The following is a 20,798-nucleotide window of genomic DNA, read 5'->3' on the forward strand; positions in this document are numbered from 1 at the left end:
GTGAGTATGGTTAAAAACCGAACAAGATAGATTTGTCATTATTTTTTATTAGACTAGTGAGATTGTTATTTGTAGAGCAATAAAGAGAGCGGGTAAGTGTTGTTTCTCGGTGAAAGACAGGATAAATAAAAAAAGCTCTACATTTCTGCAGAGCTTTTAAAAGTGGTCGGTGAAGAGGGATTCGAACCCCCGACCCTCTGGTCCCAAACCAGATGCGCTACCAAGCTGCGCTATTCACCGAGATTTTTTGTTTACTTTTAGATTATCGTACAGAGGGTCGCCCTCTGGTTCCGCTATTTCCAAAAGCCGGAGATGCGCTATAAAAGCTGAGCTATCATCCGTATTTCTTTATTGCTTATTTGATGCTAGATAGTTAACTAACTTAAGCATTTCGTTTCGAATTTGATCAAAACAGGAGACATATCGTTACCTTTATATGGGGTGGCTAACGGGGCTTGAACCCGCGACAACCGGAATCACAATCCGGGACTCTACCAACTGAGCTATAGCCACCAAAGTTAAAGCCTCACTCTGTGTGAGGCTTTAAAATATGGTCGGTGAAGAGGGATTCGAACCCCCGACCCTCTGGTCCCAAACCAGATGCGCTACCAAGCTGCGCTATTCACCGAAATTTTCTATTTGCTTATTTGATGTTAGCTGGGTAACTAACCTAAGCATTTTGTTTCGACTTAATCAAAACAGGAAACGTATCGTTACCTTAATATGGGGTGGCTGACGGGGCTTGAACCCGCGACAACCGGAATCACAATCCGGGACTCTACCAACTGAGCTACAGCCACCAATGTTTCTTTACCGATAATCCCTTTCAAAAGCATTCCAGAGATGGTACGCCCGAAAGGATTCGAACCTTCGACCTTTGCCTCCGGAGGGCAACGCTCTATCCAGCTGAGCTACGGGCGCATGCCCTATCGGCGGAGTGGAATAATACGTACATCACTGTATGTCGTCTAGTGTTTTTTGAACTTTTTTTACTGTTTGATGCGTTTTTCATCAATTGAGCTTAAATTAACACAATTAGGATGTGACGAAAACCATGTCACAGAGATCTTATGGTTTATGGCTACATATTAAAAGGATATAATCACGTCCTATTTACAATTTTATAACTATTGATTTATCAACTCTTTAAGATAAACAGGCTCTTCTGAGTCATTACGCTTTATATTTACCTAAGCATATAGTGAGTTTATGGATATGATTCGCCAGACCTTAATGATATTAACTGCAACATTAACCTTTTCATCGTTCGCTTTTGCTTCAGGAATAAGTGATAGTGAACATTCAGCCATAGCTGAGCGTATCAAGCCTGTTGGTGATGTTTACCTCGCGGGTAGTGAACCTGTATCAGCAGAACCAACTGGACCAAGAGATGGCGCTACCGTATATGGAACGTTCTGCATTGCTTGTCACGGTACCGGAGTCAGTGGGGCTCCTAAAAAAGATAACGCTGGTGATTGGGCTCCTCGTATCGCTCAAGGAGAAGCAACTTTAATCAAGCATGCTATCGAAGGATTCAATGCCATGCCACCTAAAGGAACTTGCATGGATTGTTCTGATGACGAAATCAAAGCCGCTATCGAACACATGGCCGCAGGTTTGTAATTTGATTTAGCAAACCATTGTCTCAAAGTAATAAAGCCCCGATAAATATATTGGGGCTTTATTTCATGAGTAATTTTTCTATTTATTCTTAAACATAGCCGCTCTTAGATTCGCAATATGAGCTTGCCCTTTTTCCATTCTTTCTTCGGGGCTTTCTGATTTTTTCTGTAATTCCCACTCCACATCATCAAACGGTAGTTCATCTAAAAAACGGCTTTGTGTGGGTTTCAGTAATTCACCATATTGGCGACGCTCACGACACATGGTAAAGGTGAGTTCTTTTTGAGCTCGTGTAATGCCTACGTACATTAAACGGCGTTCTTCTTCGACATTATCTTCATCAATACTGGTTTGATGTGGCAAGATACCTTCTTCAGCTCCCATCAAAAAAACATAACGAAATTCAAGGCCTTTTGACGCATGCAATGTCATCAATTGAACTTGATCAGCATCATCATCACCTTCGCCGCGTTCCATCATGTCTCGCAACGTTAATCTTTGCACTACCTCTTTTAAAGTTTTCACCTCTTGGTCATAATTATCACCCTCTAAATCTGCCGTGATCCAAGAATACAGGTCCGAGACATTTTTCATTCTCATTTCGGCCGCTTTGGGACTTGGTGACGTTTCATATAACCAATCTTCATAATGAATATCACGGACTAACGATCGAACAGCTTCAACTGTATTGCCTCGCTCAGCATTATCTGAAATCTGCACAATCCAAGAAGTAAATCGACGCAAGGATTCAAGTCCTCTACCTGAAAGATGTTGCTCCAAACCTAATTCAAAACTGGCTTCAAATAAACTCTTACCGCGCATATTGGCATAACAACCAAGCTTCTCTAAGGTTACAGGTCCAATTTCACGTTTTGGGGTGTTCACTATGCGTAAAAAAGCATTATCATCGTCAGGATTCACCAATACTCTTAAGTAAGCCATGATGTCTTTAATTTCTGCTCGAGCGAAAAATGAAGTACCACCAGAGATTTTATACGGCACTCTATTTTGCATCAGTGATTTTTCAATCAAACGAGATTGATGATTACCTCGATACAAAATAGCGTAGTGCTTATAATCCGTACGGTTTAGAAACTTATGAGCAATAATTTCCCCAGTTATTCTCTCGGCTTCGTGATCTTCATTTTTTGCAGTAAGCAATTTAAGCTTTTCTCCATCGGGAATTTCAGAGAATAGCGTTTTTTCAAATACATGGGGATTATTCGCAATCAAAATATTAGCGCATCGTAAAATTCGACTAGTTGAGCGATAATTTTGCTCAAGCTTAATCACTTTTAGACTTGGATAATCTTGGCTTAACAACACCAAATTTTGAGGTTTAGCACCTCGCCAAGAATAAATGGACTGATCGTCATCCCCTACAACCGTCAAGCGCCCTCTTTCACCCACAATTAAGCGTACAAGTTCGTACTGACTTGTATTGGTATCTTGATATTCATCCACCAGCAAATAACGAATTCTCGACTGCCAACGCTCACGTACTTCTTGATTAGTACGAAGCAATAAAACGGGCATAGCAATCAAATCATCAAAATCTAGCGCATTATATGCTTTCATTTGTTTTTGATACATGTCAAAACAAAGTGCAAATACATGATCTTGTTCAGACTGAGCCAGTTCAACTGCTTGATATGGAGTTAACATGTCGTTTTTCCAGTTTGAAATACAACTTAGCAACTGGCGTAATAAATCTTTATCACCGTCTAATTGCTCTTCAGTGAGCTCTTTGAGCAAGGCTAGTTGGTCTTGATCGTCAAAAAGAGAAAATCCTGCTTTCAAACCCAACGATTTATATTCACGGCGAATAATATTCAAACCAAGAGTGTGAAACGTCGACACCATCAAGCCTCGGGATTCAGCTTTACCTAAAGTCTGTCCAACTCGCTCTTTCATCTCTCGAGCCGCTTTATTCGTAAAAGTTACAGCTGCAATATGGCGAGCCTTATAACCACACTGTTGAACAAGGTAAGCCATTTTATTGGTAATCACACGCGTCTTGCCAGAGCCTGCCCCAGCCAAAACAAGGCAAGGACCAGACACGAATTTTACGGCTTCATCTTGCCTTGGATTTAACTTCATTATGATCTCAACATTTCTATTGTTCGTATTGCCACATTGCACATATGTAACAAAATAATAATACTGATGAATTAAGTTGGAGAATTATAAAGTCAGGCTCATAATGAATGAACGTTCATTCACGATAGTCTTTCTTAATATGGTCAACTTAAAAGACAATTCAAACTTGGATAAAAGACAGCTTATTCTTGATACCGCTGAGCACCTAATCGCTCAAAAAGGTTTCCAAGGATTATCAATGTCTAAACTCGCCCAAGAAGCTGGAGTGGCTGCAGGGACTATATACCGCTACTTCCAAGATAAAAATGATTTGATGGAAGCAGTTCGAATGCATGTACTTCAACGAATTGCCCATATGGTACAACATGGCGTTGAAGACCACATGTCTTTAAAAGAAAGATTTGTATTGATTTGGAAAAATGTTTCCACATTCACTTCAACTCAGTCTGAAGTGGATATGATTTTAAACCGGATTCAATACGAGTCTTTACCAATAGCCGGTACTCGTAATTTAGAACTTGAACGTAAAATGTTTTACAAAATTGAAGCGTTGTTTAATGAAGGTAAGGCCCTTGGTATATTTAAACCGCTTGATAATCACTTATTAGTTAGTTTGAGTTTAGATGTTAGTCTAGCACTTGCTAGAAAACACGCTCTTGGCTGCTATATTGTCACCGAATCAGCATTAGAGGCAGCTATTGATGCTAGCTGGGATGCCGTTATTCAACATTAATTTGGAGTTCAAAACAGAATGAAAAAGTGGACTTTCTTCATGCTACTAATCGCTGTGTTGCTTTTTGGCAGCGTCATTGGTTTCAACATGTTTAAGCAGAAAAAAATCGCAGAATATATGGCAAATATGCCTGAACCTGAATTTCCAGTTACGATTGTACAAGTCTCGCCGCAAGACTGGGTGCCAACCATTAATGCAATTGGTTTTGTTGAACCAAACCAAGGTGTCACTTTAATGGCTCAAGACAGCGGTCAAATCGAAAAAATTGATTTCGAGTCTGGCAATCAGGTTAAAAAAGGCCAAGTACTCGTCCAAGTTGATTCAAAAGTAGAAATTGCTGAACTGAAAAGCTCTCAAGCAAAACTACCTGCCGCAAAAGCGAAGTTTTTACGTTACAAAGGTTTGTATTCAAAAGGTTCAATTTCTCAAGAATCTTATGATAATGCACAAGCCGACTATTACTCTTTATCAGCCGATATTGAGAGTAGCAAAGCCTCGATTGAACGACGCACTATTACTGCACCTTTTGACGGTATAGTAGGCTTACGCAATGTATTTTTAGGTCAGTATTTAGCCACGGGTGATAAAGTAGTTAGGTTGGAAGACACCAGTATTATGCGTCTGCGTTTTACTGTGCCTCAAACAGACATATCCAAAATCCATGTTGATCAACAGATCAATATTCTTGCTGATTCCTATCCTGGTAAAACGTTTGAAGGGAAAATCAGTGCGATTGAACCAGCCGTCAATGCCCAAAGTGGTTTGATCCAAGTTCAAGCCGACATTCCAAATAATGATGGCCAGTTACGCAGCGGTATGTTCGCTCGTGCAAGCATTATTATGCCTACGCTAAAAGATCAAATTATTGTTCCTCAAACTGCCATTACTTACACATTATACGGCGATAGTATTTATGTGATAGAAGAGAAAGATGGTGTAAAGCGTGTAAAACAACAAGTTGTTAAAGTTGGTGAACGTAAGGGCAGCATTGCCCATATTCTAAAAGGAATTGAAGATGGACAAACGATCATAACATCTGGTCAAGTTCGTTTGAGCAATAACTCAAAAGTTAAAGTTGTGGAGAGTGATGCAACAACACCTCCAGAAACTACCCCTATGCTGTAACTGGAGGCACCATGCGCTTTACTGATGTTTTTATTAAACGTCCAGTTTTAGCGGTATCCATTAGCTTATTGATTGCATTGCTTGGTTTCCAGGCAATTTTCAAGATGTCAGTACGTGAATACCCTGAAATGACGAATACTGTTGTTACCGTAACTACAAGCTATTACGGAGCAAGTGCTAACTTAATTCAAGGCTTTATTACTCAGCCTTTGGAGCAAGCTATCGCACAAGCTGACAACATTGATTACATGACCTCTTCTTCGGTTTTAGGTTCTTCAACCATTACCGTTAATATGAAGCTTAATACTGATCCCAATGGAGCCTTGGCTGATATTTTAGCTCAGACGAACTCTGTTCGCTCTCAACTGCCAAAAGAAGCTGAAGATCCCACGGTAACAATGTCTACCGGCTCAACCACATCGGTACTTTATATTGGCTTTACTTCTGATGAACTATCTTCAAGTCAAATCACCGATTACCTTGAGCGTGTTATCAATCCTCAGCTATTTACAGTAAATGGTGTATCTAAAGTTAATCTATATGGTGGCTTACAATACGCTTTGCGTATTTGGCTTGATCCGGCCAAAATGGCAGCATTCGACTTAACAGCTACAGATGTTATGTCGATCTTAAATAGCAATAACTATCAATCAGCTGCGGGTCAATCAACTGGTGAATTTGTTCTTTATAATGGTAGTGCAAACACACAAGTAAAAGATACTGAAGAACTTGAAAAGCTTATAGTTAAATCAGACAAAGGACATGTCGTTCGTTTAAGTGATATTGCCAAAGTAACATTAGCGAAAAGCCACGATACTTACCGTGCAACCGCCAATGGTAACGAGGCTGTTGTTGCCGCCATTGATGCGACACCAACCGCTAACCCCATCAATATTGCACATGATGTCCTAGAACTTTTACCTGAACTAGAAAAGAACCTTCCTAGCAATATCACTATGCGGGTAATGTATGATTCAACCGTCGCAATTAATGAATCTATCAATGAAGTAATTCATACTATTTTAGAAGCGGCGTTAATTGTACTCATCGTAATTACCTTATTCTTAGGGTCATTCCGTGCGGTTATAATTCCTATCATTACTATTCCATTATCGCTTATCGGTGTTGCAATGGTCATGCAAATGATGGGTTTTTCTTGGAACTTAATGACACTATTGGCGATGGTTTTGGCTATCGGTTTGGTGGTAGATGATGCGATTGTTGTCCTTGAGAACGTTGACCGGCATATAAAACTCGGCGAAACACCATTTCGGGCGGCCATTATTGGTACTCGTGAAATAGCGTTACCCGTAATCGCAATGACAGTAACGTTAGGTGCCGTATATGCGCCCATAGCCTTGATGGGTGGGATCACCGGCTCACTCTTCAAAGAGTTTGCTTTAACCTTAGCTGGTGCGGTATTCGTGTCTGGTATTGTTGCATTAACACTATCACCGATGATGTGTTCAAAAATGCTCAAAGAACATGTTAAGCCAAGCCGATTTGAAACGGCTGTGCATAATATACTTGACCGCATGACCAACCGTTATGATCGAATGTTACATGCCGTTATGAAGCATCGTCCTGTCTTTATCGTATTTGCTATCATTGTATTTGCAAGTTTGCCTTTACTGTTTAAATTTATCCCTAGTGAATTAGCTCCATCTGAGGATAAAGGTGTTGTCGTTTTGATCGGTACTGGTCAATCTAATGCCAACCTAGATTACTTACAAAACACTATGAATGACGTCAATGAGGTCTTAACGGAGCAACCTGAGATTCAATATGCTCAGGTATTTACAGGCATTCCAGCATCTAATCAAGCTTTTGGTATTGCATCAATGAAGCCTTGGAGTGAGCGTGAAGCTAGTCAGTCAGAGGTGACCAATCGTGTTGGTACATTGGTAAAAGATATCCCAGGAATGGCGGTTACCGCCTTCCAAATGCCCGAGCTTCCGGGGGCGGGTTCAGGCTTACCAATGCAATTTGTGATAACCACACCCAATAGCTTTGAAAGTTTATTCCAAATCGCGAGCGATGTTTTAGTTGAAACAAGTAAGAGTCCATTGTTTGTTTATTCAAACTTAGATCTTAACTATGATTCTGCCACTATGAAGATCAATATTGATAAGGATAAAGCTGGAGCTTACGGCGTTACCATGCAAGATATTGCCGTCACTTTAGGAACAATGATGTCAGATGGTTATGTAAACCGTATTGATCTTAATGGCCGTTCATATGAAGTTATTCCTCAAGTTGAACGTAAATATCGTTTAAATCCTGAATCCATGAATGATTATTATGTACGCTCAGATAGTGGTGAGGCTATCTCTTTAAGTGGATTAGTCTCCATTGATGTAATTGCAGAACCTCGAACTCTCCCTCACTTAAATCAGTTGAATTCTGCAACGATTGGGGCAGTTCCAGCACCAACTGCATCAATGGGTCAGGCCGTTGATTGGTTCGAGAATATTGCAGAGACTAAATTACCGCTTGGTTATAACCACGATTATCTTGGTGAAGCTCGCCAATTTGTAACCGAAGGCAGTGCTTTATATGGTACTTTTGCTCTTGCATTAGCCATTATATTTTTAGTGCTAGCGATCCAATTTGAGTCAATTCGTGATCCACTGGTTATTATGGTTTCCGTTCCTCTTGCGATTTGTGGTGCATTAATTGCTTTAGCTTGGGGCGCTGCAACTATGAACATATACTCTCAAGTCGGGTTAATCACCTTAGTTGGCCTTATTACTAAGCACGGTATCCTGATTTGTGAAGTAGCCAAAGAAGAGCAACTGCATCATGGAAAATCACGTATGGAAGCCGTTATGGAGTCGGCAAAAATACGATTACGTCCAATACTAATGACTACTGCTGCCATGATCGCAGGTTTGATTCCATTGCTATACGCCAGTGGAGCAGGTGCCGCTCAACGTTTTAGTATAGGTATTGTTATTGTTTCAGGCCTTGCAATAGGGACTATCTTTACTCTATTTGTATTGCCAGTTATTTATAGTTATTTAGCAAGTGTGCACAAGCCATTACCAGAGTTTGATGAAAGTGTTCCTGCAATAGAAGAACCAAAAAACTAAATCTAAATCTAAATATCGATTTAGCATAAAAAAGGCTGCCATATTGGTGGCCTTTATTATATTTATCGATAACTAACCGAGACATTTCGACCATATTTGAATAAAATAAAGTAATACTATTTAGGAGCTAACCCGATGTTTGATGCTAAGAAAATTGAGCAAATTGCCAAACAAATTCACGAATCAATGCCTCAACCAGTAAAAAACCTTGGTTCCGACGTTGATCAAAAAGTTCGCCAAGTGATCCAAGGACAACTCAACAAGTTAGATGTGGTTTCACGTGAAGAGTTTGATGTACAAACCCAAGTTCTGCTGCGTACCCGTCAAAAACTGAATGACCTTGAAGCAAAACTGGCTGACTTAGAAAGTAAATTAAGCGAAAAAAAATAAATTAGTAGCCCAACAAAAACAAAAGGCTTGCCCGTTAATAGGCAAGCCTTTTTGTTTTATCTAGAACAGAATTTCGAAGTGATTGATGGGATATTCTAGGAGAAAATACGGAGTTTGCGCGAGCAAATAAGTATTTACGACAACGAATGTCCCACTATCACAAAGAAATTTAGCCTCCAACGGCAATGCGTTTCATATCCTTCATATACCCACGTAACTCTTGACCAATCCACTCAACCGGATGGTTACGAAGTGCATCATTAATTTCGATCAATTGACCATTATCAACTTGATTACTTTCTTCTTTCAAGCCTTTACCAATAACATCAGTACCAACATTAGGCATAAATTTTTCACGAAGAAGTGGCGTTGCTACATTAGCAAATAGGTAGTTGCCATATTCAGCCGTATCAGAAATAACCACGTTCATTTCATATAGACGCTTACGCGCAACAGTATTCGCAATCAATGGAAGTTCATGTAGAGATTCATAATAAGCTGACTCATCAATAATGCCAGATGCAGTCATCGCTTCAAATGCAAGCTCAACTCCAGCTCGAACCATTGCTACCATCAAAATACCGTTATCAAAGTATTCTTGCTCCGTGATCTCAACATCGGACTCTGGGTAATTTTCAAATGCAGTTTGGCCAGTCTCTTCACGCCAACCAAATAGGTTTTTATCATCATTAGCCCAGTCTGCCATCATAGTGCGTGAGAACTCACCACAGATGATGTCGTCCATGTGTTTGTTATATAGTGGACGCATTAAATCTTTAAGCTCTTCAGAGAGTTCGAATGCTTTTACTTTAGCTGGATTAGAAAGGCGGTCCATCATGTGAGTCACACCACCAAACTTCAATGCTTCTGTAATCGTTTCCCAACCAAATTGTAGTAATTTACCTGCGTAACCAGCATCGATACCATCGGCGATCATTTTTTCATAACAAACGATAGAGCCAGCTTGTAGCATGCCACAAAGAATCGTTTGTTCACCCATGAGATCAGATTTAACTTCAGCAACAAAAGATGACTCTAGAACACCAGCACGGTGGCCCCCTGTTGCTGCCGCCCATGCTTTGGCAATTTCTAAACCATCACCTTGAGGATCATTTTCAGGGTGCACTGCTATTAAGGTTGGCACACCAAAGCCACGCTTATATTCTTCACGCACTTCTGTTCCTGGACATTTAGGCGCAACCATCACAACGGTGATATCTTTACGAATTTGCATGCCTTCTTCAACAATATTGAAACCATGTGAATAACCTAATGCCGCACCTTGCTTCATCAGCGGCATAACTGTATCTACAACATTAGTGTGCTGCTTGTCTGGAGTTAGGTTTACCACAAGATCCGCTTGAGGAATAAGTTCTTCATAACTCGCTACATCGAAGCCGTTATCTTTAGCATTTTTAAATGATTGGCGCTGCTCATCAATTGCATCCTGACGAAGCGCATAAGATACATTTAGACCGGAATCACGCATATTTAAGCCTTGGTTAAGGCCTTGAGCACCACAACCCACGATTACGACTTTCTTACCTTTTAAGTAATCAGCTTCTTGAGAAAATTCTTCACGGTCCATAAAGCGACATCGACCAAGTTGGTCTAATTGCTCACGTAGATTCAAGGTATTGAAATAGTTAGCCATAATCTAAAAATCCTGTTTTTAATTAATCCATAAAAATGAGTAAGCGTAGATGTAATCATGATGTTACTCGATAAACTGATATTAAAACACGAATCAAATTGCTCAAAGTGATATATTCACAAGTAATCATTGCGAAAAATGCAATAACGTTAATAGGATCACAATGAATATTAGAAGCCTTCACTTATTTGTCCATCTATGCAGTAGTCAAAACTTCAGTAAGACGGCATCCGCGATGCATATTAGTCCGTCCGCTTTAAGTAGGCAGATCCAAAAGTTAGAAGAAGAGGTCGGACAGTCACTGCTGGTTAGAGATAACCGAAGTGTTGAGTTAACGGAAGCTGGAAAGAAACTCCTTCCAATTGCAACCAAGATGACTCAGCAATGGAGAGAATTTTGTCATAGCATTCAAGGTAATAAACAACAATTAAGTGGTGAGATTCGGCTGTTTTGCTCAGTAACAGCAAGCTTCAGTCATTTACCTGAAATTTTGACAGACTTCCGACTAGCCTATCCAAAAATCGAGCTTAAACTATCTACAGGAGATCCAGCAAAAGCCATTGATAAACTATTACATAATGAAGCAGATATTGTAATAAGTGCTTTACCTGCGCAGCTACCTGCTCGATTAAAATTTGAGACTATAGGTGAAATTCCGCTATCAGTTATCGCTCCAAATGCTCATAGTAGCTTTACTTCAGAGTTACAAAAAGAAACGCCAGATTGGACTCAAATCCCTTTTATCATCCCTGAAGCCGGTACAGCTCGAGATAGAAGCAATACTTGGTTTAGAGATATGAAATTTAAGCCTAATATTTACGCTCAAACATCAGGCCATGAAGGTGTCGTCAGTATGGTGGCACTAGGCTTAGGTGTAGGGATTGCACCTGATGTAGTGATCAATAACAGTCCGGTTAAAGATAAAATTCAACGCTTGAAAGTTGCACCTATTAAATCTTTTAAATTAGGGATTTGTTGTCAACGGTCTCAACTACAAAATCCGTTGATAAAAGCATTATGGCAAGTATCGCAAAATAAATTTATTAAAGCTTAAACGAAAAAGGCCTCCCAATGTTGGGAGGCCTTAAAATATAAGCCTAGCAATGTCCTACTCTCACATGGGGAAACCCCACACTACCATCGGCGCTACTTCGTTTCACTTCTGAGTTCGGCATGGAATCAGGTGGGTCCAAAGTGCTATTGTCGCTAAGCAAAACTGTTACGGCTAATTTGATGATGCCGTTATAATGCTAAATAATGGTGCTGATACCCAGACTCGAACTGGGGACCTCACCCTTACCAAGGGTGCGCTCTACCGGGCTGAGCTATATCAGCATATATTCTCAGCAATAATTTTGCTTCGAACATAAAAAAGCCCGTTTAGCACGGGCTCTTTCAAAATTAAGCCTGGCGATGTCCTACTCTCACATGGGGAAACCCCACACTACCATCGGCGCTACTTCGTTTCACTTCTGAGTTCGGCATGGAATCAGGTGGGTCCAAAGCGCTATGGTCGCCAAGCAAATTCTTTGGTTAAACGCAAAAGCGTTTAACTTAATTCGGAAAGCTGTTCGTTCTCACACTCATTCAAGCATGTCTTATATATCTATTAAGTCCAACCAAAACCCTTTAGGTGTTGTATGGTTAAGCCTCACGGGCAATTAGTATTGGTTAGCTCAACGCCTCGCAGCGCTTACACACCCAACCTATCAACGTCGTAGTCTCCGACAACCCTTTAGGACGCTTAAAGCGCCAGGGAAGACTCATCTCAGGGCTCGCTTCGTGCTTAGATGCTTTCAGCACTTATCGATTCCGAACTTAGCTACCGGGCAATGCCATTGGCATGACAACCCGAACACCAGAGGTTCGTCCACTCCGGTCCTCTCGTACTAGGAGCAGCCCCCTTCAATCTTCCAACGCCCACGGCAGATAGGGACCGAACTGTCTCACGACGTTCTAAACCCAGCTCGCGTACCACTTTAAATGGCGAACAGCCATACCCTTGGGACCGACTTCAGCCCCAGGATGTGATGAGCCGACATCGAGGTGCCAAACACCGCCGTCGATATGAACTCTTGGGCGGTATCAGCCTGTTATCCCCGGAGTACCTTTTATCCGTTGAGCGATGGCCCTTCCATTCAGAACCACCGGATCACTATGACCTGCTTTCGCACCTGCTCGAATTGTCATTCTCGCAGTCAAGCGGGCTTATGCCATTGCACTAACCACACGATGTCCAACCGTGTTTAGCCCACCTTCGTGCTCCTCCGTTACTCTTTGGGAGGAGACCGCCCCAGTCAAACTACCCACCAGGCACTGTCCTCACCCCAGATAATGGGGCTAAGTTAGAACATCAACACTACAAGGGTGGTATTTCAAGGTTGACTCCACATCCACTGGCGTGAATGCTTCAAAGTCTCCCACCTATCCTACACATGTAGGGTCAATGTTCAGTGCCAAGCTGTAGTAAAGGTTCACGGGGTCTTTCCGTCTAGCCGCGGGTACACTGCATCTTCACAGCGATTTCAATTTCACTGAGTCTCGGGTGGAGACAGCGTGGCCATCATTACGCCATTCGTGCAGGTCGGAACTTACCCGACAAGGAATTTCGCTACCTTAGGACCGTTATAGTTACGGCCGCCGTTTACCGGGGCTTCGATCAAGAGCTTCTCCGAAGATAACCCCATCAATTAACCTTCCGGCACCGGGCAGGCGTCACACCGTATACGTCATCTTACGATTTTGCACAGTGCTGTGTTTTTAATAAACAGTTGCAGCCACCTGGTATCTGCGACTCCCGTCAGCTTAGAGAGCAAGTCTCATCACCAACAAGAGCGTACCTTCTCCCGAAGTTACGGTACCATTTTGCCTAGTTCCTTCACCCGAGTTCTCTCAAGCGCCTTGGTATTCTCTACCCGACCACCTGTGTCGGTTTGGGGTACGATTTCTTACAAACTGAAGCTTAGAGGCTTTTCCTGGAAGCATGGCATCAATGACTTCACTACCGTAGTAGCTCGACATCGTGTCTCAGCCTAACAATTTCCCGGATTTACCTAAGAAATTAGCCTACGCACTTGAACCTGGACAACCATCGCCAGGCCCACCTAGCCTTCTCCGTCCCCCCATCGCATTTATAAGAAGTACGGGAATATTAACCCGTTTCCCATCGACTACGCTTTTCAGCCTCGCCTTAGGGGTCGACTTACCCTGCCCCGATTAACGTTGGACAGGAACCCTTGGTCTTCCGGCGAGGGAGTTTTTCACTCCCTTTATCGTTACTCATGTCAGCATTCGCACTTCTGATACCTCCAGCAAACTTCTCAGTTCACCTTCAACGGCTTACAGAACGCTCCCCTACCCATCCTAGTAAACTAGGATGCCGCAGCTTCGGTGTATAGCTTAGCCCCGTTACATCTTCCGCGCAGGCCGACTCGACCAGTGAGCTATTACGCTTTCTTTAAATGATGGCTGCTTCTAAGCCAACATCCTGGCTGTCTGAGCCTTCCCACATCGTTTCCCACTTAGCTATACTTTGGGACCTTAGCTGGCGGTCTGGGTTGTTTCCCTCTCCACGACGGACGTTAGCACCCGCCGTGTGTCTCCCGGATAGTACTTACTGGTATTCGGAGTTTGCAAAGGGTTGGTAAGTCGGGATGACCCCCTAGCCTTAACAGTGCTCTACCCCCAGTAGTATTCGTCCGAGGCGCTACCTAAATAGCTTTCGGGGAGAACCAGCTATCTCCAGGTTTGATTGGCCTTTCACCCCTAGCCACAAGTCATCCGCTAATTTTTCAACATTAGTCGGTTCGGTCCTCCAATTGATGTTACTCAATCTTCAACCTGCCCATGGCTAGATCACCTGGTTTCGGGTCTATACCTAGCAACTCGACGCCCAGTTAAGACTCGGTTTCCCTACGGCTCCCCTATACGGTTAACCTTGCTACTAAATATAAGTCGCTGACCCATTATACAAAAGGTACGCAGTCACACCACGAAGGTGCTCCTACTGCTTGTACGTACACGGTTTCAGGTTCTATTTCACTCCCCTCACAGGGGTTCTTTTCGCCTTTCCCTCACGGTACTGGTTCACTATCGGTCAGTCAGGAGTATTTAGCCTTGGAGGATGGTCCCCCCATGTTCAGACAGGATATCACGTGTCCCGCCTTACTCGTTTTCACTTAGTATGCGTTGTCGGTTACGGGGCTATCACCCTGTATCGCGGCACTTTCCAGAGCCTTCACCTGACGCATATAAAGCTTAAGGGCTAATCCAATTTCGCTCGCCGCTACTTTCGGAATCTCGGTTGATTTCTCTTCCTCGGGGTACTTAGATGTTTCAGTTCCCCCGGTTCGCCTTATTAACCTATGTATTCAGTTAATAATACGTGCTTATGCACGTGGGTTTCCCCATTCGGAAATCGTAGACTCAAGTGGCTTTTACTGCCTAATCTACGCTTATCGCAAGTTAATACGTCCTTCATCGCCTCTGACTGCCTAGGCATCCACCGTGTACGCTTATTCACTTAACCATACAACCCAAAAGGGTCTTTATGTATGTTCAACTAAATAAGGTTTAGTTTTTGTTTATTTTGGAGGGTAATCCAAAATAAACGATTTGCCGGACTCAATAGAACAAACCATTACTGGTTTGTAGAATACAAGACACTTGAATGTGTGTTGTTACTTATTACTTGCAAGCAAGCAATAAGATTTGAGAACTTTTATTAAGATAAACAGTAAATGTTTATCTAGTCAGCTTTCCAAATTGTTAAAGAGCAAGTTAAGCCTCTTTCGAGGTAACCATGTTTAAACATTCTTAGTAAAAACATTTAAAGATGGTGGAGCTATGCGGGATCGAACCGCAGACCTCCTGCGTGCAAGGCAGGCGCTCTCCCAGCTGAGCTATAGCCCCATCTTGTTTTTTAATGTTGACCAACTTTTCGAAAGAAAATTGGTGGGTCTGAGTGGACTTGAACCACCGACCTCCCGCTTATCAGGCGAGCGCTCTAACCAGCTGAGCTACAGACCCAACATTAAAACTCTTAACTTTTAACTTTTAACTTTTATAAACCTAATCAATCTGTGTGGGTACTCATCAATAATAAATCTTTCGTAAGGAGGTGATCCAGCCCCAGGTTCCCCTAGGGCTACCTTGTTACGACTTCACCCCAGTCATGAACCACAAAGTGGTAAGCGTCCTCCCGAAGGTTAAACTACCTACTTCTTTTGCAGCCCACTCCCATGGTGTGACGGGCGGTGTGTACAAGGCCCGGGAACGTATTCACCGTGGCATTCTGATCCACGATTACTAGCGATTCCGACTTCATGGAGTCGAGTTGCAGACTCCAATCCGGACTACGACGCACTTTTTGGGATTCGCTTACTTTCGCAAGTTCGCTGCCCTCTGTATGCGCCATTGTAGCACGTGTGTAGCCCTACTCGTAAGGGCCATGATGACTTGACGTCGTCCCCACCTTCCTCCGGTTTATCACCGGCAGTCTCCCTGGAGTTCCCGACATTACTCGCTGGCAAACAAGGATAAGGGTTGCGCTCGTTGCGGGACTTAACCCAACATTTCACAACACGAGCTGACGACAGCCATGCAGCACCTGTCTCAGAGTTCCCGAAGGCACACCTGTATCTCTACTGGTTTCTCTGGATGTCAAGAGTAGGTAAGGTTCTTCGCGTTGCATCGAATTAAACCACATGCTCCACCGCTTGTGCGGGCCCCCGTCAATTCATTTGAGTTTTAATCTTGCGACCGTACTCCCCAGGCGGTCTACTTAACGCGTTAGCTCCGAAAGCCACGGCTCAAGGCCACAACCTCCAAGTAGACATCGTTTACGGCGTGGACTACCAGGGTATCTAATCCTGTTTGCTCCCCACGCTTTCGCATCTGAGTGTCAGTATCTGTCCAGGGGGCCGCCTTCGCCACTGGTATTCCTTCAGATCTCTACGCATTTCACCGCTACACCTGAAATTCTACCCCCCTCTACAGTACTCTAGTTTGCCAGTTTCAAATGACCTTCCGAGGTTGAGCCCCGGGCTTTCACATCTGACTTAACAAACCACCTGCATGCGCTTTACGCCCAGTAATTCCGATTAACGCTCGCACCCTCCGTATTACCGCGGCTGCTGGCACGGAGTTAGCCGGTGCTTCTTCTGTTGCTAACGTCAAGCAACGCCGCTATTAACGACGAAACCTTCCTCACAACTGAAAGTACTTTACAACCCGAAGGCCTTCTTCATACACGCGGCATGGCTGCATCAGGCTTTCGCCCATTGTGCAATATTCCCCACTGCTGCCTCCCGTAGGAGTCTGGGCCGTGTCTCAGTCCCAGTGTGGCTGATCATCCTCTCAGACCAGCTAGGGATCGTCGCCTTGGTGAGCCATTACCTCACCAACTAGCTAATCCCACATAGGCGTATCCTAACGCGCGAGGCCCGAAGGTCCCCCGCTTTGCTTCTTTCCTTTAACAGAAAGGAGATTATGCGGTATTAACAGTCGTTTCCAACTGGTATCCCCCTCGTTAGGGCAACTTCCTATGCATTACTCACCCGTCCGCCGCTCGACGCCGAAGGTGCAAGCACCTTCTCGTTTCCGCTCGACTTGCATGTGTTAGGCCTGCCGCCAGCGTTCAATCTGAGCCATGATCAAACTCTTCAATTAAAGTTTTGTTGATGCTTTCGCATCGGCTCAATGATTACTGACTTCAAACTCATTTCTACCGAGGTAGAAAGTAACTTTAAAGTTTATTACCATTTCCCAGCAGGAAATGATAATGAATTGACTGTGCCAAGATTAAGCTCTTTATAAAAAGAGAAGTAATCTCGATTGGTCACTCAGTTCATTGATAAATCTTTTTGATTATCATCAACGAGTGCCCACACAGATTGATAGGTTTAAATTGTTAAAGAGCGTTGTTCTTTCGGCTTGCGCCTCAGTGAACAGGTCGGTCATTTTAGTCATTTAAGCTTCAGTGTCAAACACTTTTTGAAACTTATTTCCTAACCCTTTTTGAGAAGGTTTTGACCTCTGACTCGCAGCGCCGTTAGGCTGTGTGCTCCGTGTCAGTGAGGGCGCATTATAGAGAAGCTCATCACATTGGCAAGCCCTTTTTTCACTTTTTTTGTTTTTATTTAACGCTCGAACAAAAAAGGAGCGAAAAGCTCCTTTTTTGTTTGTTTTTAATTCAATAATTAGGTTTATTTAAATAAAAGCGTATGCGTCAGCAAAAATACGATTCTTCTTTGCTTTCTTATAATCAACAAATTGTTGCCTTGCAGAACCTGCCATTTCAAAACGACCAGCTATATAAACATCAAAATTTTCTAGTGTTGAAAAATCTTGATTGATCGCTTCAAGTACATTTCCAACCTTTCCTATCCATTCATTCTCCAACTGCTCAATAACAGGTATGAAATGTACATTACTATGTTCTTCTGCAATTGTGTTTAACTCTTGTAGAGCATAAAGCTGGCTACTATCTTTTGCTCCCCAATAAAGATAAATTGGGTTGCTAATATTCTGACTTATACAATGATCTAATATTGATCGAACATAGCTAAACCCAGTACCACCAGCAATTAATAAAAGTGACTCTTGTCTATCTTCTTGCAGCCATGCGGTGCCGTGCGGCGCATCTATTGTGATAGTACGGTCGTTCGCGTAAGCATCATTCATCGCCTCGACTACTTCGATAGCATAAGCATTATGCTCAGCAGCACCGATATGAAGCTCTAGTTCACCCAAATGGCGGCATGGGCTACTTGCAATGGAAAATGGACGCTTATCCTTTTCTTCCATAACAACCATTAGGTATTGACCCGCTTTAAAATCGACAGGGGTCTCCGGATTTAACAATATACGAAATGTATTACTTGCTAATGGTTCAATTGATTTTACTTTACATTCGATGGTCATGACTTCCTCTACTCACTCGTCTAAAGACAAGACTAAGTGACTTTTTGCATAAGCTTGACAGGGAAATATCCAACCTTGTCTCTGTTCTTTTTCCGTAAGTACAGGTTCAAGATCGTAATCAACTGTCCCTTTGATTTTTTTACAAGCACAAATTGTACAAACACCAACACGGCATCTGCTTGGTAAACTAATTCCATTAGCTAAAGCGCCATCTAAAAGCGTTTGGGCTGAATCTACGTTGAATTCAAGATAGCTAGGTAAAAGCGTTATTTTATAAACCATTCTATTTAAATTCACCCAAAATGTTGAGCGGCTTCCAAATAGCATCAATAGTCGCAACGATTTTAGGATCTTTCTTTATTGGCGTCCCCCACTCTCTTTGAGTCTCACCTACCCATTTATTCGTTGCATCTAAACCCATTGTTGAATCTATTACGCCATCTGACTCAACAATTAGTGTATCTCGGCTTGGATCTATTCGAGTAGTAATAGCCCAGATAATATCGTTCCAATCTCGAATATCAACATCTTCATCACACAAAATCATAAATCTAATATCAGAAGATGGCTTTAAGAAATCCCATACATTTAGCATTAACTTCTTACCATGACCAACTTCTTGTTTACGTATTTTGAGTATCGCAATATAAGACGAATCGGAACCAAGTGGAAAGTGACAATCACTTATTTCCGGAAATTGACGTTGAAGGGCTTCAACTTGTTGTTGAGTTAATACTGAAGAAGGTAGTGGGTTTTCTTTGAAACCGATGGCCTCTAATTCTGCTGGCCATTTCATAGTAACATCCAAGCCCATTTTAGAACCAAGACCAGCAACAGGAGAAGCAAAATCTAAAGAGTCAATTGGGGTATTATCTATCAATAAAGTATCCCGAGCCGGATCCATATGCTTACTCATTGCTTGCATGACACTCTCCCAATCACGGGCATTTACATCTTCATCGCAAACAATCACAAATTTTGTGTACATAAACTGGCGTAAAAATGACCACACCCCCATCATCACTCTTTTAGCGTGACCAGGATATTGTTTCTTCATTGTCACAACAGCCATCCGGTATGAACAGCCTTCTGGCGGTAAATAAAAATCAATAATTTCTGGAAACTGTTTTTGTAAAATAGGAACAAAGACTTCATTTAATGCAACGCCTAGAACCGCAGGTTCATCCGGTGGTCTACCAGTATAGGTACTATGGTAGATGGCATCTTTTCGCATTGTTATATGTGTTATTGTAAAAACATGATGCTTTTCAACTTCATTAAAATAGCCAGTATGATCTCCATAAGGACCTTCATCGGCAAATTCTGTTGGATCAATATAACCTTCTAATACCATTTCCGCACTAGCAGGTACTTCAAGATCATTACTAATAGATTTTACGACTTCAGTTTTACTACCACGTAATAAACCGGCAAAAGCATATTCTGATAATGTATCCGGGACCGGAGTCACTGCACCTAAAATAGTGGCAGGGTCCGCCCCAAATGCAACCGAAACAGGAAATGGTTTATTAGGGTTCGTTTCCACCCAATCACGTAAATCTAAAGCTCCCCCCCGATGGGCAAGCCAACGCATAATGACTTTATTTTTGCCAATTTTTTGTTGTCTATAAATACCTAAATTCTGCCGTTTCTTGTTTGGGCCTCTGGTAACCGTTAGCCCCCACGTTAATAGAGGGGCGACATCACCCGGCCAACAACTCATCACAGGAATTTTATCGAGATCAACTTCATCACCTTCAAGTACGATTTTTTGGCAAGGTGCTGAGCGTATTTTTTTTACTGGCATATTTAAGACTTGCTTAAAGATTGGCAGTTTATCAAATGCATCTTTAAAGCCTTTTGGAGGCTCCGGTTCTTTTAAGTACGCCAGTAATTTACCGACTTCACGAAGCTCAGAGACATCTTGACGCCCCATTCCTATTGCAACACGTTCTGTCGTACCAAATAAATTGGTAAGAACTGGCATATCATAGCCAATAGGGTTTTCAAATAATAATGCAGGTCCACCAGCTCGCAAGGTGCGATCACTAATCTCGGTCATTTCATAATGAGGGTCCACAGGGTGAGAAATGCGTTTAAGCAACCCTTTGATTTCTAAATGCTCAACAAAATCGCGTAAATCTTTAAAGCTCATAAA

Annotated in this window: 11 protein-coding genes, 8 tRNA genes and 4 rRNA genes; 6 read left to right on the top strand and 17 right to left on the bottom strand. The window is 42.4% G+C overall.

Going from position 1 to position 20,798, the window contains the following annotated elements:
* Positions 1-163: 163 nt before the first annotated feature.
* From VCASEI_RS12315 to VCASEI_RS12335, 5 genes are all read right to left on the bottom strand, one after another.
* A tRNA-Pro gene (locus VCASEI_RS12315) sits at positions 164-240 on the bottom strand.
* A 197-nt stretch (positions 241-437) separates the two neighbouring features.
* Positions 438-513 (bottom strand) — tRNA-His (locus VCASEI_RS12320).
* A 38-nt stretch (positions 514-551) separates the two neighbouring features.
* Positions 552-628: transfer RNA gene (locus VCASEI_RS12325), tRNA-Pro, on the bottom strand.
* A 96-nt stretch (positions 629-724) separates the two neighbouring features.
* Positions 725-800, bottom strand: a tRNA-His gene (locus VCASEI_RS12330).
* Positions 801-844: 44 nt separating this feature from the next.
* Positions 845-921 (bottom strand) — tRNA-Arg (locus tag VCASEI_RS12335).
* Positions 922-1,209: 288 nt separating this feature from the next.
* Between VCASEI_RS12335 and VCASEI_RS12340 the strand changes: the two genes are divergently transcribed.
* Positions 1,210-1,623 carry a c-type cytochrome gene (locus VCASEI_RS12340; protein WP_086960467.1) on the top strand — a complete coding sequence of 138 codons (414 nt, stop codon included), beginning with the start codon at positions 1,210-1,212 and terminating at the stop codon, positions 1,621-1,623.
* A 78-nt stretch (positions 1,624-1,701) separates the two neighbouring features.
* On the opposite strand, the gene rep is transcribed toward VCASEI_RS12340, so the two are convergent.
* Positions 1,702-3,723, bottom strand: a complete 2,022-nt coding sequence (gene rep / locus VCASEI_RS12345; protein ID WP_089110601.1) for a DNA helicase Rep — start codon at positions 3,721-3,723, stop codon at positions 1,702-1,704.
* Positions 3,724-3,826: 103 nt separating this feature from the next.
* Here rep and VCASEI_RS12350 point away from each other — a divergent pair, with 103 nt between their 5' ends.
* From VCASEI_RS12350 to ubiK, 4 genes are all read left to right on the top strand, one after another.
* Positions 3,827-4,456: a TetR/AcrR family transcriptional regulator gene (locus tag VCASEI_RS12350; protein ID WP_086960469.1), complete on the top strand. Its 630-nt coding sequence runs from the start codon at positions 3,827-3,829 to the stop codon at positions 4,454-4,456.
* A gap of 18 nt (positions 4,457-4,474) precedes the next feature.
* Complete coding sequence (locus VCASEI_RS12355; RefSeq protein ID WP_086960470.1) at positions 4,475-5,581, top strand: efflux RND transporter periplasmic adaptor subunit; 1,107 nt, start codon at positions 4,475-4,477, stop codon at positions 5,579-5,581.
* A gap of 11 nt (positions 5,582-5,592) precedes the next feature.
* Positions 5,593-8,673 (top strand): multidrug efflux RND transporter permease subunit, encoded by a 3,081-nt coding sequence (locus tag VCASEI_RS12360; RefSeq protein WP_086960471.1) that lies wholly within the window; start codon positions 5,593-5,595, stop codon positions 8,671-8,673.
* 135 nt (positions 8,674-8,808) lie between these two features.
* Complete coding sequence (gene ubiK, locus VCASEI_RS12365; RefSeq protein ID WP_086960472.1) at positions 8,809-9,063, top strand: ubiquinone biosynthesis accessory factor UbiK; 255 nt, start codon at positions 8,809-8,811, stop codon at positions 9,061-9,063.
* Between the two features lie 169 nt (positions 9,064-9,232).
* On the opposite strand, the gene ilvC is transcribed toward ubiK, so the two are convergent.
* A complete protein-coding gene (gene ilvC / locus VCASEI_RS12370) occupies positions 9,233-10,717 on the bottom strand; it encodes a ketol-acid reductoisomerase (RefSeq protein ID WP_089110600.1) in 1,485 nt (494 codons plus the stop codon).
* Between the two features lie 163 nt (positions 10,718-10,880).
* On the opposite strand from ilvC, the gene ilvY reads away from it, so the two are divergent.
* Complete coding sequence (ilvY, locus tag VCASEI_RS12375; RefSeq protein WP_086960474.1) at positions 10,881-11,771, top strand: HTH-type transcriptional activator IlvY; 891 nt, start codon at positions 10,881-10,883, stop codon at positions 11,769-11,771.
* Between the two features lie 41 nt (positions 11,772-11,812).
* On the opposite strand, the gene rrf (VCASEI_RS12380) is transcribed toward ilvY, so the two are convergent.
* The 10 genes from rrf (VCASEI_RS12380) to ubiD all read right to left on the bottom strand — a co-directional run bounded on the left by rrf (VCASEI_RS12380) (position 11,813) and on the right by ubiD (position 20,795).
* Positions 11,813-11,928: ribosomal RNA gene (rrf, locus tag VCASEI_RS12380) — 5S ribosomal RNA — on the bottom strand.
* Between the two features lie 47 nt (positions 11,929-11,975).
* Positions 11,976-12,052 (bottom strand) — tRNA-Thr (locus VCASEI_RS12385).
* A gap of 70 nt (positions 12,053-12,122) precedes the next feature.
* A 5S ribosomal RNA gene (gene rrf, locus VCASEI_RS12390) occupies positions 12,123-12,238 on the bottom strand.
* A gap of 119 nt (positions 12,239-12,357) precedes the next feature.
* Positions 12,358-15,245: ribosomal RNA gene (locus tag VCASEI_RS12395) — 23S ribosomal RNA — on the bottom strand.
* Between the two features lie 307 nt (positions 15,246-15,552).
* Positions 15,553-15,628, bottom strand: a tRNA-Ala gene (locus VCASEI_RS12400).
* Between the two features lie 40 nt (positions 15,629-15,668).
* Positions 15,669-15,745: transfer RNA gene (locus VCASEI_RS12405), tRNA-Ile, on the bottom strand.
* An 84-nt stretch (positions 15,746-15,829) separates the two neighbouring features.
* Positions 15,830-17,386: ribosomal RNA gene (locus VCASEI_RS12410) — 16S ribosomal RNA — on the bottom strand.
* The 16S, 23S and 5S rRNA genes sit together here with 3 tRNA genes alongside, the layout of an rRNA operon.
* Positions 17,387-17,926: 540 nt before the next feature.
* Complete coding sequence (gene fre, locus VCASEI_RS12415; RefSeq protein WP_086957739.1) at positions 17,927-18,640, bottom strand: NAD(P)H-flavin reductase; 714 nt, start codon at positions 18,638-18,640, stop codon at positions 17,927-17,929.
* A 12-nt stretch (positions 18,641-18,652) separates the two neighbouring features.
* A complete protein-coding gene (locus VCASEI_RS12420; RefSeq protein WP_086957741.1) occupies positions 18,653-18,922 on the bottom strand; it encodes a 2Fe-2S iron-sulfur cluster-binding protein in 270 nt (89 codons plus the stop codon).
* A gap of 1 nt (position 18,923) precedes the next feature.
* Positions 18,924-20,795, bottom strand: coding sequence for a 4-hydroxy-3-polyprenylbenzoate decarboxylase (ubiD, locus tag VCASEI_RS12425; protein WP_086957743.1), 1,872 nt, complete (start codon positions 20,793-20,795; stop codon positions 18,924-18,926).
* Between the last annotated feature and the right edge of the window lie 3 nt (positions 20,796-20,798).

This window comes from Vibrio casei (genome assembly GCF_002218025.2).
Lineage (GTDB): Bacteria > Pseudomonadota > Gammaproteobacteria > Enterobacterales > Vibrionaceae > Vibrio > Vibrio casei.